17 protein-coding genes are annotated in these 16,109 nt (G+C 52.8%); 4 read left to right on the top strand and 13 right to left on the bottom strand.

Going from position 1 to position 16,109, the window contains the following annotated elements; all coding sequences use genetic code 11:
• Positions 1-8: 8 nt before the first annotated feature.
• The 9 genes from sdiA to ACI2I2_RS11315 all read right to left on the bottom strand — a co-directional run bounded on the left by sdiA (position 9) and on the right by ACI2I2_RS11315 (position 9,672).
• Positions 9-731 (bottom strand): transcriptional regulator SdiA, encoded by a 723-nt coding sequence (gene sdiA, locus ACI2I2_RS11275; protein ID WP_404657992.1) that lies wholly within the window; start codon positions 729-731, stop codon positions 9-11.
• 258 nt (positions 732-989) lie between these two features.
• Complete coding sequence (tcyN, locus tag ACI2I2_RS11280) at positions 990-1,742, bottom strand: L-cystine ABC transporter ATP-binding protein TcyN (protein ID WP_330984407.1); 753 nt, start codon at positions 1,740-1,742, stop codon at positions 990-992.
• Positions 1,739-2,407: a cystine ABC transporter permease gene (gene tcyL, locus ACI2I2_RS11285; protein WP_404657993.1), complete on the bottom strand. Its 669-nt coding sequence runs from the start codon at positions 2,405-2,407 to the stop codon at positions 1,739-1,741. Before tcyL ends, tcyN begins: the two co-directional genes overlap by 4 nt.
• Positions 2,408-2,421: 14 nt before the next feature.
• Entirely contained in the window at positions 2,422-3,408 is a 987-nt protein-coding gene (gene dcyD, locus ACI2I2_RS11290; protein WP_330984409.1) for a D-cysteine desulfhydrase, read from the bottom strand.
• Positions 3,409-3,507: 99 nt separating this feature from the next.
• Complete coding sequence (locus ACI2I2_RS11295) at positions 3,508-5,349, bottom strand: hypothetical protein (protein ID WP_404657994.1); 1,842 nt, start codon at positions 5,347-5,349, stop codon at positions 3,508-3,510.
• Positions 5,350-5,775: 426 nt separating this feature from the next.
• On the bottom strand, positions 5,776-6,576 hold the full coding sequence (gene tcyJ, locus ACI2I2_RS11300) for a cystine ABC transporter substrate-binding protein (protein WP_404658070.1): 801 nt from the start codon (positions 6,574-6,576) through the stop codon (positions 5,776-5,778).
• Between the two features lie 85 nt (positions 6,577-6,661).
• Positions 6,662-7,210, bottom strand: a complete 549-nt coding sequence (gene fliZ / locus ACI2I2_RS11305; RefSeq protein ID WP_404657995.1) for a flagella biosynthesis regulatory protein FliZ — start codon at positions 7,208-7,210, stop codon at positions 6,662-6,664.
• Positions 7,211-7,262: 52 nt separating this feature from the next.
• A complete protein-coding gene (locus ACI2I2_RS11310) occupies positions 7,263-7,994 on the bottom strand; it encodes an RNA polymerase sigma factor FliA (RefSeq protein WP_330984412.1) in 732 nt (243 codons plus the stop codon).
• A gap of 172 nt (positions 7,995-8,166) precedes the next feature.
• A complete protein-coding gene (locus tag ACI2I2_RS11315; protein ID WP_404657996.1) occupies positions 8,167-9,672 on the bottom strand; it encodes a flagellin in 1,506 nt (501 codons plus the stop codon).
• 270 nt (positions 9,673-9,942) lie between these two features.
• Here ACI2I2_RS11315 and fliD point away from each other — a divergent pair, with 270 nt between their 5' ends.
• The 4 genes from fliD to amyA all read left to right on the top strand — a co-directional run bounded on the left by fliD (position 9,943) and on the right by amyA (position 13,726).
• Entirely contained in the window at positions 9,943-11,349 is a 1,407-nt protein-coding gene (gene fliD, locus ACI2I2_RS11320; RefSeq protein WP_404657997.1) for a flagellar filament capping protein FliD, read from the top strand.
• A gap of 22 nt (positions 11,350-11,371) precedes the next feature.
• Entirely contained in the window at positions 11,372-11,782 is a 411-nt protein-coding gene (fliS, locus tag ACI2I2_RS11325; RefSeq protein ID WP_330984415.1) for a flagellar export chaperone FliS, read from the top strand.
• A complete protein-coding gene (fliT, locus tag ACI2I2_RS11330; RefSeq protein WP_404657999.1) occupies positions 11,782-12,159 on the top strand; it encodes a flagella biosynthesis regulatory protein FliT in 378 nt (125 codons plus the stop codon). Before fliS ends, fliT begins: the two co-directional genes overlap by 1 nt.
• Positions 12,160-12,238: 79 nt before the next feature.
• The gene (amyA, locus tag ACI2I2_RS11335) at positions 12,239-13,726 is read left to right on the top strand and encodes an alpha-amylase (protein ID WP_404658000.1); all 1,488 of its coding nucleotides are present in this window, start codon (positions 12,239-12,241) and stop codon (positions 13,724-13,726) included.
• Positions 13,727-13,867: 141 nt separating this feature from the next.
• On the opposite strand, the gene yedD is transcribed toward amyA, so the two are convergent.
• The 4 genes from yedD to ACI2I2_RS11355 form a co-directional block, all read right to left on the bottom strand.
• Complete coding sequence (gene yedD / locus ACI2I2_RS11340; protein WP_404658001.1) at positions 13,868-14,281, bottom strand: lipoprotein YedD; 414 nt, start codon at positions 14,279-14,281, stop codon at positions 13,868-13,870.
• Between the two features lie 61 nt (positions 14,282-14,342).
• The gene (locus tag ACI2I2_RS11345; protein WP_404658002.1) at positions 14,343-14,786 is read right to left on the bottom strand and encodes a DUF421 domain-containing protein; all 444 of its coding nucleotides are present in this window, start codon (positions 14,784-14,786) and stop codon (positions 14,343-14,345) included.
• Positions 14,787-14,795: 9 nt separating this feature from the next.
• A complete protein-coding gene (locus ACI2I2_RS11350) occupies positions 14,796-15,308 on the bottom strand; it encodes a hypothetical protein (RefSeq protein ID WP_404658003.1) in 513 nt (170 codons plus the stop codon).
• Between the two features lie 124 nt (positions 15,309-15,432).
• Positions 15,433-16,089, bottom strand: coding sequence for a helix-turn-helix transcriptional regulator (locus ACI2I2_RS11355; protein ID WP_404658004.1), 657 nt, complete (start codon positions 16,087-16,089; stop codon positions 15,433-15,435).
• Between the last annotated feature and the right edge of the window lie 20 nt (positions 16,090-16,109).

Genomic DNA, 16,109 nt, shown 5'->3' on the forward strand with positions numbered 1-16,109 from the left:
AGAGGCAATCAGATGATTCCAATCGCCGCAGCATAACAGGCAATTTGGGTCTTGTTGGGCGCGTTAAATTTCTTCTGCATATTCTTTTGATGAAAGTTCACGGTATTCTCAGAAATCGACAGGATGATTGAGATTTCCGCAGACGTTTTCCCTTCTGCAGTCCACTTCAAAATTTCCAGCTCACGCTTGCTGAACTTCATTTCGGGTGCCATCACCGTCGTATCTTCCTGACGCACCAATGCCCCAAGGCTCATCGCCATTAACGTCTGCAGGCGCAGCTCTGTCTCTGCATCCGAATAGGGATTTTCCTGGTTGCTTTCCCGCGACACCGATAAAAATCCTAACGCGCGATTCGGCAGCATCAGCGACTGAGTAATCCCCTTGCGCAGACCGTGGTCACGAGCGGCATCCCATAAATCCGGCGCATCGCGGAATAAGCGGTCGTTCCAGGGCAAATGCCCATTCAGGTAATTTTCAGCTTTTAATACCGGATCGATAGCGAAATAGTTTTCGGCGTGATAATGCGCCATCCAGTCTTTGGGATAGGTGGTTTGCAGCGAAAGTTTGGGGCGAGTGAAAGGCACAGGATGTCGTACACAAAGCGCGAACCAGTCATATTCCAGCGCGTGTGCCTGCTGCTGCAATATCGTATAGACCTGTTCGTTTGTCGCGGCATTCTGAAATTGCTGCGAGATATCCTTCCGCCACTGGAAAAAATCGATGTCCCTCATACCGACGAGAAAACTCCTGATTGATAATCATTCTTATGAATATATCAAACTAACACATAATTCTTATTTATATGTATAAAATATCTCAGTCGTGAAAAATAATCTGAAATGTTCGTCTGACCCCAAACAAACTGGTGGATAAAACCGTTGTGCGATGCGGCCTGAGCAATAAGCCCACCGTTATAAAGGCTATCTCATTCCTTAAATCAAATTGAATTATTCAGGATGAAAGCGGCCTGATGGCCAGGCCGCTAATGTTTACTGCATGAGGAATTTTTCGAGGAACTGACGCGTACGCGGTTGTTGAGGATTGGCGAACAGCGATTTGGCCTCGCCTTGTTCAACAATACGCCCCTGGTCCATGAAAATGGCCCGGTCGGCAACATCGCGGGCGAAGCTCATTTCATGGGTCACAATCACCATGGTGCGCTTCTCTTGCGCCAGTTGGCGGATAGTGTTGAGCACTTCGCCCACCAGCTCAGGATCCAGCGCCGAGGTAGGTTCGTCGAATAAAATAACATCCGGGCGCATCGCTAACGCTCGCGCTATCGCCACACGTTGCTGCTGCCCGCCGGAAAGACGGCGAGGATAGCTGGTCTCTTTGCCCGACAGCCCTACTTTGGCCAGCAGCTCACGCGCACGTGTCGTTGCTTCGGTTTTGTTCTCGCCTTTGACGATCACCGGCCCTTCAATGATGTTCTCCAGTACCGTACGATGCGGGAACAGGTTGAAGTTCTGGAACACAAAGCCCACGTGTTGACGAAGCGTACGGATCAGCCCCTTTTGCTGGCTCAGCGGACGAGCAGTATCAATGGTGATATCACCTACCCGAATCGTGCCGCTTTCAGGTTGTTCCAGCAGGTTAATGCTGCGTAAAAGCGTGGTTTTCCCCGAGCCGCTTGGCCCGATAATCGCCACCACTTCGCCCTCTTTCACTTCCAAATCGATACCGTGCAACACGGTCTGACCATGGAATTTTTTCACCAGGTTTTTGACGTCAATAGCACTCATTTTGGATCACGCTCCTGGCGGTTGAGCTGGTTTTCAAAGTAGTTCTGCAGCGCAGAAAGCACCGTCGCCATCACCCAGTAAATCAGCGAAGCGGCCAGATACATGGTGAACACTTCCAGCGTGCGCGAGGTGATCAGCTGCGCCTGGCGGAACAGCTCAGGCACCTGAATAGTCGCCGCCAGCGAGGTATCTTTCACCAGGCTGATAAAGCTGTTAGACAGTGGCGGCAACGCCACACGTGCAGCCTGCGGGAGAATGGCGCGACGCAGCGTTTGCCATGGCGTCATCCCGATGCTCGCCGCGGCTTCCCACTGCCCTTTATCAATTGACGAGATAGCCGCACGCAGCGTTTCTGAAGTGTACGCCGCGGTATTCAGCGACAGGCCAATCATCGCCGCCGGAATCGGGTCCAGTTCAATGCCAAACTGCGGCAGGCCGTAGTAAATCATGAACAGCTGAGCGATTAGCGGCGTGCCGCGAAAAATCGAGATATAGAACCGCGCCAGCCAGCGCACCGGGCCAATCGGCGACATGCGCATCAGCGCCAGCACAAACCCCAGCACTAACCCAAAAAACATCCCGCCGATGCTGAGCTGAAGGGTAAACACCGCCCCTTTCAGCAGATACGGCAGCGAGTCGATAACCAGTTGGATACTTTCTTGCATTATGGTGTTCTTACTCAAACATGAGGATGGTAAGCGAACAGCGCCGGAGCACCGCCCGTGTGAACAAACAGGATGGGGCCTTCATCTTTAAAGCGCTTCTGGCTGATACCGTCTATCAGCCCGGCCATCGCTTTGCCGGTGTAAACAGGGTCGAGCAAAATGCCTTCCAGGCGCGCCAGCAGCTTAACGGCTTCCATCCCTTCGTCATTCGGCGTGCCGTAGCCCGGAGCAAAATAGTCATCCCACAGCGTGATATCTGCTCTGGCTTTCAACTCCAGACTTTCCGCCACCGCCTGCTGCAACGTCACCACTTTCGGTTTTTGGTCGGCAATGCTACGGGAAACCGTCACGCCAATGAGTTCCACATCCGGCATCAGCTGTTCTAACCCCACCGCGAGGCCCGCATGCGTGCCTGCGCTGCCGGAAGCCACCACCACGGAAGAAAGCGACACCGCGCCTTCACACTGCTGCGCAATCTCAAGCGCGCTTTCCACATAACCGAGCGCACCGAGAGCATTTGAGCCACCGACTGGAATGACATAAGGACGAAAACCTTGCGCTTCGACACGCGTCGCCAGTTCTTCCAGTTGGCGGTTAGGATCGGTCAGCGCGTCGCACATCTCGACCTGTGCGTTAAACAGATCAAGCATCAGACGGTTGCCGTTCGTCAGGTAGTTTTCGGCTTTGGTGCCGATTGGGTTTTCCAGCAACGCCACACAATTGAGGCCCAGCTTCGCAGCCACGGCGGCAGTCTGACGTACGTGGTTAGACTGGATTGCACCGGCGGTAATCAGCGTATCTGCGCCTTCACGTAGCGCATCAGCAGCCAGAAACTCCAGCTTACGCAGCTTATTGCCGCCCAGCGCCATCGGGGTCACATCATCACGCTTGATGAAAATATCGCGCCCCAGATAGTCAGAGAAACGTGGCAGGTACTCCAGCGGAGTGGGTGCGCCGATAAACTCCAGACGCGGGAAACGAGTTAGATTTTGCAGTGACATAGCAGCTCCTGTTTTCTTTTTATTATGCACACAGTTGCCCGCGAAAATAAGTCCCCCGTCCTGCCCCAGTTTCAAGGGGTTCCCCCTGGTGCAAATAGCTTATTTTGATTTAGCTGGTTGCAGACTTACGCCTTCCTCCAGACTAAAACGGACGAGGATCTGATATTCTCCGGCATATCCCATCGGCCAGGTGCAGCGTTTAAACGCCCGGCTGGTATCACGCAGAAAGATTTGCGTCCCTTTGGTATTGATACGCTTCAATTGGCCCATGGCGCCAATGCTCACCTTCAAGGTGACATCCCCCTCCACGCCCATGGCACGCGCTTTTTCAGAATAGACAGGCAACTGGCAATCACCAAATATTTCCTGCTCTACCGTCAACGGCTCTGACCTGGCGCGAATCGCTTTCGGCGGCGTTTTAGCCTCCCCTTTTTCTGGCGTGACAACCATAGATTCTTCATCCGCATCCTCTGGTGGAGTCAAGACCGGGGCATCGCTGACGCCTGCGGCTTTAGCCACAGCGGTAGCCTGTGCGGCTTCTGCCAGGGCCGTCGCTTCCACCTCCCGGGCCGCCGCGGCAAGCGTTGCGGTTCTGGACACTTCGGCCGCTCTATCTGCTCGCACGGCCTCTGCCGCCCTTGCGACGGCGGCCACTTTGTCCGCCTCAGTTCGTTGAGCGTTCGCTTCCAGCCGGGTCACGTCTGCTTCTTTAGCCGCCTGCCCTGCGGCAGCGGCTTTTGCCTTTAAATCTGCTTTTGCGGCTTTCGCCACCTGCGCAGCACTCGTGGCGTTGGTTTTCGCGTCTGCAACGCGTTGAGCAACCTGTTCTTTCTCTGCAACAGCCGCCAGGGTCGCCTCAGAGGCTGACGTTGCAGCCGTCACTTTCATTGCTGCGCTGGCTTTCGCCGTTTCTGCCCGTTCGGCCGCCTTCGCGGCTTCAGTGGCTTTCGCCGTCGCGATAGCGGCAGCGTCGCGGGCTTCTTGCTCAGCTTTGGCGGCCTCTTTCGCTCTGGCGACTTCAGTGGCTTTTGCGGTTTTCACGATTTGAGCGGCTTTCGTGGCGGCGGTCATGCTTTCTGATAAGTCAGCTTTCGCCGCTTTCGCTGCCTCTGTCGCTCTTGCAGCCTGCGTTTCGGCTTCGGTTAGCGTGGCGGTCGCATTCACTTTTGTGGCTTCCGCATTAGCCGCCGCCTGAGCAGCAGCCAGCGCCGCAGCCGCCTGCGTATTTTCGATGGCTTTAGCCGCTTCAGCTTCTCTTGCCGCCTCTTCTGCCTGGGCCGTTAGGGCATCGTTAATCGCGGTAGCCTCTCTGGCGGCTTGCGTCGCTTTGTTCGCTTCTGTCACTTTCGCCACTTTGACGACTAACGCCGCTTCTGTGGCTTTTGCCGCTTCGGCTACCCTGGTTTGTTCCAGCGCTTTGGCAGCTTTCGCCGCCCTGTCCGACTCTTCCGCTGCCGCAAGAGCAGCCTGAGCGGCACGCTCTGCGGCGGCAACGTCCTCAGCCGCTCTGGCAGCCTGGGCTAGTTTTTCGGCCTCAAGCGCTTGCGCGGCTTCTGTGGCCTGTTTCGCTTTTTCGGCCTCATTCGCTTTGGCCACTTTGGCCGCTTCTGCCGCTTTGACGGCTTTCGAGACTTTAAGCGCTTCTTTGGCGGTCGCGGCTTCAGCGGCTTTTGCCGCATGGTCTGCTTTAGCGATTTTTGCTTCCATGGCAGCCTGCGCCGCCTTTAGCGTTTTCGCCGCTTTAGCGGCTTCCGCATCGCTTGCGGTTTGAATGGCTTTTGCTTTCTTCGCGGCCTTAACGGCGTCGGCGGCTTTTGCTGCCAGCCTGGCCTGTTCCGCTTCCGCTTCCCGGGCCTTTTCTGCCGTTCTCACCACGTCATTTATTTTCACAGACTCCACGCCCGGCGCATTCTCAAGCACACTTCCCGTTTTATCTGTCATCGGCGAGCCGGTTTCTGTCGGGGCCCTGAAGGGAGTGATAATTGGCGTCTCCTGTGGCGGCATGGGGATCACCGGGACAACATGAGTAGCAGCAGACGTGTCAAAAATAGCGAGTATTGCCAGCAACATGAAATTTATCGGTTTCAATTTAGTCTTCCCTCAATTGACTCTCCCGCTATTATCATGAACTCCCGCAGCTGAGTATTGATCGCGCGCATTGCACGCAAAGGCTATTTTCCCCTTTTTATCATGCAGTTATATATATTTTGTATTGATATTCAGTGTGGTATTCAGTTAAACAATTCGTTAGAGAGGAACGGCAGGCGGATAAATTATGCAACCTGAAAAAGTAAAAAGTCCCGATCTGGCGACCGGGACTTTTTGTTTACTTTAGGGCGTCAGATAACGCCCTTGAGTCATCACTCTTTAGTGGGTGACATCCGCCCCAAACCACTTCTCGGAAAGCGCTTTCAGGCTGCCATCTTTCTGCATGTCAGCAATCGCACCGTCCACGGCTTTCAGCAGGTCTTCGTTGCCTTTGCGCAGCGCAACACCAGACTCCTGACGGGAGAACGCTTCACCGGTCACAGCCAGCGTATCTTTGGTTTTCTTCACCAGATCCAACGCCGCCAGACGGTCGACCAGGATCGCATCGATACGGCCTACGCGCAGATCCTGATATTTGGTCGGGTCATCATCATAGGTACGCACGTCCACGCCCTGCACGTTCTTACGCAGCCACTCTTCATAGTTGGTGCCTAAGCCCACGCCGACTTTTTTGCCTTTCAGGTCAGCCGCGGTTTTGATAGTGCCTTCATTACCTTTTTTCACCAGCGCCTGAATACCGGACACGGTGTACGGCGTAGAGAAGTCATACTTCTTCTTACGCTCGTCGGAAATGGTCACCTGGTTGATCACCACATCAATACGTTTGGAATCCAGCGAGGCCAGCATCCCGTCCCATTTGGTCGGTTTGAGGTCTGCTTTCACGCCGAGGTGTTTCGCCAGCTCCTGAGCAAACTCCACTTCAAAGCCAGTGAGTTTGCCGTCATCGCCCTGGAAGCTGAACGGCGGATAAGTGCCTTCCAGCCCAACACGCAGCGAACCACGTTCTTTGACCTGAGCCAGCAGGTTTTCAGCGGCGAACGTTTTGACGCTTGCGCCAGCGACCAGCGCCACGGCCATCATTCCCATCAGAGCCTGACGGCCCAACAGTGCTATTTTCATCATTCCCCCGAAGTATCGAATTTTTTTGCAGTGTAAGGGTTATAGCTAAAACAGCTAATACCCGTACGTTACATCTTATTCAAAATTAATATATATCAGAGGTGACCTGATACGCGAACCATTGCGACTCAACAACGGGACGGCCATTTTTATATTGCGAGTACTTGCGTAAGGCAATGCGATAATTATTGGTGCTGGTTGAAGGCAACCACGGTGCCAGCGTTTCGTCCGGTTCACCGTCGAGCAGTTCGCGGTCGATTTTCAGCGCGGTCAGATGGTTCCCCAAACGACGCAGGCGAACCACATATTCGCGCACCGTGCCGGGGCTCATATCGGTTTGTTCAAACAGATACTGCTTAAAGCCGAGGATATCGAAGAAATCGCTCTGCTCTTTGCAGTGCAAGTCACCGCAGAATCGACAAAGCGCTACCCACTCCCGGCGTTCCAGCAGCCAGTCGGCTTCGTCCATCAGCGTATCAAGGCGGGAAATGGCAATTTTGTTGACGATTTCGCCCTTGCGGACCAGCGTGATGCGATCCAGCAGTTTGTGGCAATGGGCGCAATGCGTCTGGCTGTGTTTAAAGTCTTTCAAATAGCGGCTTAAAGGCCGTCTTTTTACGTGCTGCACCGTCATGATAACTCCTGGTAGTCAATGCTATGTGCGGCATTTCTCCAGGCATGACAGCTTAGCCGCCCTCCTGGTACCGACCCAGTTTTGTACGCAAGCGCTTAATAGCCTGACTGTGAAGCTGGCTGACGCGTGACTCCCCCACTTCCAGTACGGCGCCAATCTCTTTGAGATTGAGCTCTTCCTGGTAGTAAAGCGTCAGCACCAGTTGCTCACGTTCCGGCAAGGCTTCGATGGCCTCAATCACGCGCTGGCGCAGATTGCTCTCCATCAGTTGATGGAGCGGGTTCTCCTGCTGGTTTTCTTCAGTCACCAACTCGATACTGTCGCCGTGCTCTTCCCGCCATTCGTCATAGGAGAAAAGCTGGCTGTTATTGGTATCGAGCAGCATCTGACGATACTCCTCAACAGCAATGCCAAGACGCTGGGCGACTTCCGTTTCCGTCGCGTTACGTCCCAGTTCCTGTTCCAGTTGTCCCATCGCCTGCGCCACTTCACGAGCATTGCGGCGGACGCTGCGCGGCACCCAATCGCGGCTGCGCAGTTCGTCCAGCATCGCGCCACGTATGCGCTGTACTGCGTATGTGGTAAATGCCGTGCCTTGCAGAGCATCGTAACGTTCGACGGCATTCAACAACCCAATGCCGCCCGCCTGAAGCAGATCATCCAGTTCCACGCTCGCCGGCAACCGCACCTGAAGGCGCAATGCTTCGTGTCGCACCAGAGGTACATAACGCTGCCACAGCGAGTGTTTATCCATTACACCTTCAGCGGTATAGAGTGAATTCACGATAAACAGCCCTGCAATAGTTGAGTTATCGGCATGATTATCCGTTTCTGGAGGGGTTTTAATCGACGGAATAGTGGCTAAAAGGGGGGGTTATTTGGGGAGTTAAGTGAAACTGTACAATGAAAAAACCCCGCCGGAGCGGGGTTTGTGAAGCAAATCAAGCTTTGACAGATTAACCCTGCAGCAGAGACAGAACCTGCTGTGGAACCTGGTTAGCTTTTGCCAGCACGGAGTTACCAGCCTGCTGAATGATCTGCGCTTTAGACATATTGGACACTTCGGTCGCATAGTCGGCGTCCTGAATACGGGACTGCGCTTCAGACAGGTTGGTGGTGGTGTTGTTCAGGTTAGTTACCGCAGAATCCAGACGGTTCTGGATAGCGCCCAGAGAAGAACGGAACTTGTCTACGGAAGCGATAGCATCGTCCAGTGCTTTCAGCGGATCGGTGGTGGATTGCTGAGATTTTGCAGCATCAGCACTGATCAGAGTGGTTGCGCCGCCTGCAGTTTTACCAAGGTATACGGTCTGAGTTGTGGTTGTACCACCTGCGTCGGTAAAGTCTGCGGTAACCTGGTCACCTGTAGCATTTACATTGTAGGTTTTGCCGTTGATTGACAAAGTGCTACCTTGCTTAGTTGCTCCCTGCAGATCAAGGTCAGACTGTTTTGCCGCACGGTTGTCCAACTTATCCGCGGTAGTTAACTGACCTGTGGCCGCATCTGTATAGATAGCTGGGCCAGTCAGAGTTGCGCTTGCACCTACGTTAGAAGTACTTCCCGCGACCGTCAGAGTGAGGTCTTTGCCGCCTACAGTTGTTTTGAATGTAGCATTACCAAAACCATCTGCGGACGCATCACCAACGAGTGTTAAATCGACGCCGTTTACAGTAATTTTATCGCCGTCTTTTTTCCCGACTGCGGCAGTTGCAATTGCGGATGCATCTGCTGAGCCCAATTTGGCCGTGTTAGTAGTAACTGCGTTAGCGGTGAAGGAACCATCAGCTGCATTGATGTATTGTGCAGCACCAGCAGAGGATACAGCACCACTAGAAACATCAACATTATAAGTTGCAGCGCCGACTTTGTAGTTGTCAGTACCAGTAGCGCCGAACTCGGAGATCAGCTCACCACCAGAAACTTGCTTAGCACCATCAACGTTGAAGCCAGACAGACCTAATGTGTTGGAGTCAATTTTCTTCAGGTCGATGCTGATGGTTTCGCCATCGTTCGCGCCAACCTGGATTTTCATGGAGCCGTCTTTTGCCAGCACGTTCACGCCGTTGAACTGAGTCTGACCGGATACACGGTCGATTTCGTCCAGACGGGATTTGATTTCGTCCTGGATAGAAGACAGGTCGGAATCGGAGTTAGTACCAGTGGTTGCCTGAACGGTCAGCTCACGGATACGCTGCAAGTTGTTGTTGATTTCAGACAGGGCACCTTCAGTGGTTTGAGCAACAGAGATACCGTCGTTGGCGTTACGCGCAGCCTGAGTCAGGCCTTTGATGTTAGAGGTGAAGCGGTTAGCAATCGCCTGGCCCGCAGCATCATCTTTCGCGCTGTTGATACGCAGACCAGAAGACAGACGCTCAATGGAAGTCGCCAGAGCAGACTGGTTCTTGTTGATGTTGTTCTGAGTGATCAGCGAGAGGCTGTTGGTATTAATGACTTGTGCCATGATTTCGTTTCCTGTTGTTCATCAAATCTGTGGGTTAGATTTGGGTTTCCACCCGTCGGCTCAATCGCCGTCAATGTGGTTATCGTCGTGCCCCAACCAACCTTTAGATCTTTTTTCACAAACCCTGAAATAATTTCTTAGCCGTCGAAATACTCTTCTGTCGTGCCTTTATTCCCGCCATTAAAAAAAGAAAATTAAACGTAAACTTTCCGCCATTCCCGCCGATAACCCCGGTATTCATTCTACATGTCGATAGATTAAGGAATTAATATGGCAAGTATTTCTACGCTGGGAGTTGGCTCGGGTCTCGATTTAAGCAGTATTCTGGATAGCCTGACAGCTGCTGAAAAATCAACGTTAACACCGATTTCTACGCAGCAATCTTCTTACACTGCAAAACTCAGTGCCTATGGCACTCTGAAGAGTGCATTGGTTGCATTTCAGACTGCTAACACGGCGTTGAATAAGGCTGATCTGTTTACTGCCACGACCACGACCAGTAGTGCAGACGCCTTCAGCGCGACCACAACAGGTAATGCAATTGCAGGCAAATACAACATCAGTGTCACGCAATTGGCGCAGGCGCAGACGCTGACGACGCTTAATGCTCAAAGCGATACTAAAACCGCTATTGCCAGCTCAGATAGCTCCATCACCATCCAACAAGGTGGCGGTAAAGATCCCGTCAAGATTGATATCAGTGCCGCAAACTCTTCACTGAGCGGCATTCGTGATGCTATCAACAAAGCCGATGCAGGCGTGAGCGCAAGTATCATTAACGTTGGTAACGGTCAGTATCGTCTGTCTATCACCTCTAAAGATACTGGCGTTGATAACGCGATGAGCATCAGCGTTAGCGGTGACAGCGCCCTACAAAACTTCATGGGTTACAACCCTGCCAGCGCCACTAACGGCATGGAAGAGAGCGTCACCGCCCAAAACGCCAAACTAACTGTCAACAACGTAGCTATTGAAAACAGCAGTAATACCATTAGCGATGCGCTTGAAGACATAACCCTGACATTGAATGACGTCACTACGGGTAATCAGACATTAACTATCAGCAAAGACACTTCCAAGGCTGAAAGTGCCATCAATGATTGGGTTAACGCCTACAACTCGCTGCAGGACACCTTTGCTTCTCTGACCAAATACACGGCGGTGGATGCAGGTACCGATTCCCAGGATACCAGCAATGGTGCTCTTCTGGGTGACAGCACCCTGCGTACCATCCAGACACAGCTAAAAGGCATGCTCACCAACTCTGGAAGCGCCACGCTGAAAACGCTGTCCCAAATTGGTATCACCAGTGATGCGAGCACCGGCAAATTGTCCGTCGACAGCACTAAGCTTGAGAACGCACTCACAACGAATTCAGCTGGCGTGAAAGATATGATCGTCGGTGACGGTAAAACCTCCGGCATTACCACCAGCATGAGCACCAACCTCACTAGCTGGCTCTCCAGCACCGGGATCATCCAGGCCGCGACTGATGGCGTGAGCAAGACCCTGAACAATCTGACGCAGCAATACAACGCAGCCAGCGATCGTATCGACACCATGGTCGCGCGCTACAAAGCCCAGTTTACCCAGCTTGACGTGATGATGAACTCGCTGAACTCCACCAGCAGCTATCTGACTCAGCAGTTCGACACTTCTTCCAGCAGCAAAAGCTAATTAACCAAGCCCAGGAGCTAACATGTACGGCGCAAATGGCACACAGGCCTACGCAAAAATTGGAGTCGAAAGCGCGGTGATGAGCGCCAGCCAACAGCAACTGGTGAACATGCTGTTCGAGGGTGCGCTCAGCGCCCTGGTCCGCGCTCGCCTGTTTATGCAGGACAACAATCTGGAGGGGAAAGGCCTTTCCCTCTCGAAAGCGATAAACATCATCGAGAACGGCCTCAAAATCGGCCTTGATGAGAAAAGCGATGATGAACTCACGCAAAACCTGATTGCTCTGTACGCCTATATGGTAAGGCGTCTCCTGCAGGCCAATCTGCGCAACGAAATCTCCGCCGTTGAAGAGGTGGAGTATTTGCTGCGCAATATCGCCGATGCCTGGAAGGAAGTTGCCACCTCGCCCACTCTGATTCAGGACGCCGTCTAATGAGCACTGCACCGCACCTGTATAGCCTGTACCAGCAGCTTCTTGATCAAAGCCTCATCATGCTGCGACACGCCTCGGAAGGACAATGGGATGAATTAATCGCCTGTGAAATGGAGTATGTCAGAGCGGTGCAAAACCTGGCGGAAGCCACGCAAGACCTTGATCCCTCTTCAAGTGTGCAAGAGCAACTGAGGCCTGTTCTGCGGGCCATTCTGGACAATGAATCCGAGGTGAAGCGCCTGCTGCAGGCCCGTATGGATGAACTGTCGAAACTGGTGGGCCAGTCTTCGATGCAAAAATCTGTGCTGACCGCGTATGGCAAACAGGGCGGCCACGTCCTGGTGCCGCAGGAATCCCGCGACACCCCGACCAACTGATTCGCTGGCGCGTGCTGCGCGCCAGGCGTTTTCCTCTAAATATTCCATACTAGAGTCTCTTCCCACATGGAGTCTCTGTATGCGCAATCCCACCCTGTTGCAATGTTTTCACTGGTATTACCCCGCTGGCGGTGAACTGTGGCGGGAGGTCGAAGCGCTTGCGCCCAACCTCAATGAAATTGGCGTCAACATGATTTGGCTGCCCCCGGCGTACAAAGGCGCGTCTGGCGGCTATTCCGTGGGATACGACAGCTACGACTTGTTCGATCTGGGCGAGTTTGATCAAAAAGGATCACGCTCGACCAAATACGGTGACAAAGAGCAATTGCTGAAAGCCATCGCCGCGCTGAAAGAGCATGACATCGCCGTGCTGCTGGATGTGGTGGTAAACCACAAAATGGGCGCGGACGAGAAAGAACGCATTCATGTTCAGCGCGTCAACGAACAAGATCGCACCCAAATCGACGATGAAGTCATCGAATGTGATGCCTGGACGAAATACACCTTCCCGGTTCGCGGAGGGAAATATTCGCAATTCGTCTGGGACTTCAAATGCTTTAGCGGCGTGGACTATATCGAAAACCCAAATGAAAACGGCGTGTTTAAAATCGTCAACGACTACAGCGGCGAAGGCTGGAACGATCAGGTCGACGGTGAATTGGGTAACTTCGACTACCTGATGGGCGAAAACATCGATTTTCGCAATCACGCGGTCACCGAGGAGCTGAAATACTGGGCGCGCTGGGTGATGGAACAGACCGGGTGCGACGGTTTTCGTCTTGATGCGGTCAAACACATTCCGGCCTGGTTCTACAAAGAGTGGATAGAACACGTGCAGGAAGTTGCGCCCAAACCGCTGTTTATCGTGGCGGAGTACTGGTCGCATGAAGTTGAGACACTGCAAAACTACATCAATCAGGTCGACGGTCAGACGCTTTTGTTCGATGCCCCGCTACAGATGAAATTCCACGAGGCCTCACGTCTGGGCCGCGACTACGACATGAGCCAGATTTTCACCGGCACGCTTGTCGAAGCAGACCCTTTCCACGCCATGACACTGGTGACCAACCACGACACACAGCCGCTTCAGGCGCTGGAAGCCCCGGTTGAACCTTGGTTTAAACCGCTGGCCTACGCACTGATTCTGCTGCGCGAGAATGGCGTGCCTTCGGTGTTCTATCCGGACTTGTTTGGTGCCATTTATGAAGATACCGGCGGTGACGGTAACACCTACAAAATAGAGATGCCAGTGATTGAGCAGTTGCACGAACTGATCGACGCTCGCCAGCGTTTCGCCCATGGTGTACAGACGTTGTTTTTCGATCACCCTAACTGCATTGCTTTCAGCCGCAGCGGCACAGACGAAGCGCCAGGCTGCGTGGTGGTGCTGTCAAACGGGGATGATGGCGAAAAACAAATCGCCCTTGGGGATAACTACGGCAACAAACGCTGGAAGGATTTTCTCGCTAACCGCGAAGAGACGGTGGAAACCGACGAAAGCGGCACGGGCGTGTTTACCTGCAAAGGGGGAAGCGTCAGCGTGTGGGTGATGGAGGAGGTGATTTAATTCGGGAAGGTATTTCACGGACTGTACGGCCTGATGCCCTCTCCCCCGGCCCCTCTCCCACAGGGCGAGGGGAGCAAAAACTAAAAAATCCTCTCTCGAGAGGATTTTTGCTGTTTACCTTGCCACCGGGCACTCACTCTTTTAAGGCAACGGCGACAACAGAGGATTTTTTTCCAGGTAGTCGGCACATTCCTGGGTAGGACGATCCACGCGTTTCAGCGTCATGCGATCGTACTCAATACGCTCACCTTCGCGTTCGATGGCATACACGTCGCGCTTGTTGGTGACGTTATAAATATCGTCATCACGTTGCATCAATTTACCCGGCAGCGCGATAATGCGTTTCCACTGACGGCAATCCAGCGTGTCGCCCTGCGGCGTGACAATCAGCGTCGCAATGGCTTCCGGGCTGACCATCGCACTTTGTGGCCCTTCTGACTGCCAGTAGCCCGCAAGCCCAGCCGGGGCGGGAGCTTTAACCACATCGTTATAGTTATCAATCTGAACACACCCGCTCAGGGCCAGCATCGCGCCAATCATCGCAAACTTTTTCATCACTCATCCTGCAAACCGTGAAAAAAATATTGTGTCATTAAAGGGCTATCGCTTCCAGCCTTTACTTCTGCGGAATGATGGAGATATGACCATTAGTTTCGAGGATGGCGAACTTAATTTCCGCAAGCTTTGTCAGCCCCTGATTGCTACGCGCCGAAGCCATAATGTCCTCTTCGGAGATATCCGCCATTTTCATTTTCCCCCGCAACAACACGCCATTTTCCACCAACACCACCGCCGTGCCGTCGATCATCTCCTCGGCACCCGGCAGGTATTTTTTGAGTTTGCCAAACAGCATATCCATCACGATGAGCGTAATGATGCACAACGCCGCGCCAGTGACAGAAAAATCATTGCCGAGCAGCCCTTGTTGAGTGGCCTCACTGATGATGAGTAGCAAAATAAGATCGAACGACGTCATCTGTAACAATGCACGTCGCCCGGCGATTTTAAACACCACCACCAGAATCAGGTAAATTGCGACGGCTCGCAGGATCATATCCATGGGCAACGCCTACGGATAAATAAACTGGGAAAGGGCAACAGGCGGCTGCTGATTCACCTGTAGCGTCGACTTCACTCTTCCGGCATCACGCGGTTGCACGCTGAGCCACAGCGTGCGCGTTCCGCCCTGCGGCTGATCGTGGAATTCGAGCGTCATTGCACCGTGATGGCTGGTAAAGCGCCACGGCTGTGGGTAGAGCGCATTTATCTCAAACGCATCCATAAACTGGCCGCCCAGCGTCACCGTATAACTGTCGCTGGCAGGCACTTTGAGCGTCAGCTTCAAATCCATGTCGCTTTGATTGCGCCCAAAGCGCTCATAGCTCACGCTCAACGACTGGTCCGTATTCACCGCGCTGGCGTTACTGAAGAAGCCTTTCGAAAACAGGCCGCAGAACCCAGCCAGCAACAGCAAAATCAGCAGCACGAAGCCATACTGACGAGCGGCATTCTCCACCCGCAGCCAAAAAAGATGCTCTGCGACAGGAGCATGAGACGACGATGAGGATTTGCTGCCAGCCATAGTGACCTCGACGCGTTGACGAACCGTAGAGGAAAGTATGATCGGTTACACAGGAACGGAAAGTAATCGGCTAAAAAAATAAACGGGCACATTGCGTAAGGCGACAAGCAGAGCACGACTTGTGTTACAGATTATGGCCCCCCTTCAAGAGATTAAGGCACTCCCGGAAGCGGTTATAAACGGTATTTTTCTCTTTCAGCCGATGCAGAAAAATCAATAACTCTTGTTCACTATGCAGATTGTATTTATTCATCACCAGATATTTGTGCGAGAAAAATGTTTTATCGCTGATGTTAAGCTCACTGGCTATCTGGTTCACTGTTCTTCCCTGGTAATAAAGAGCCATAATCTGACCCTGGCGCAGAGAGAGCTGTTTGTGTCGACAAGTGTAACAGTTACTCTCTATTTTATTTTCAACAACGGGCCGAAATTGCTGCCACGAAAAAGCTATCTTTTCACGGACTGCATTCAGCCTTTCATTACGCTCAATAAAAGTCAGCGTTCTGGTGCACGAAGACACGACCCCTTTTCTCAGTGGATATTCATCGACAATACCGATGACGACATTGGTTCCCCGAGCCTTCAGTTCCGGTAGACACAGATCTGCTTCCCCGAGGCACAGGGAGACCACAATGATATCGGCTGCGGCAACCGTTTCCTCGGTGAGTTCATAGATGAAATTAACAACCTGAATATTTTCTGTCGCAAAAAATTCCCTTATTAGTTCCTCCATACCAAGACGAAAGATTTCATCCTCATCTTTGATGATGATATTGACCATTGAAATAACCTTGTACTTTC

The sequence above is a fragment of the Scandinavium sp. NPDC088450 genome (assembly GCF_044900545.1).
Lineage (GTDB): Bacteria > Pseudomonadota > Gammaproteobacteria > Enterobacterales > Enterobacteriaceae > Scandinavium.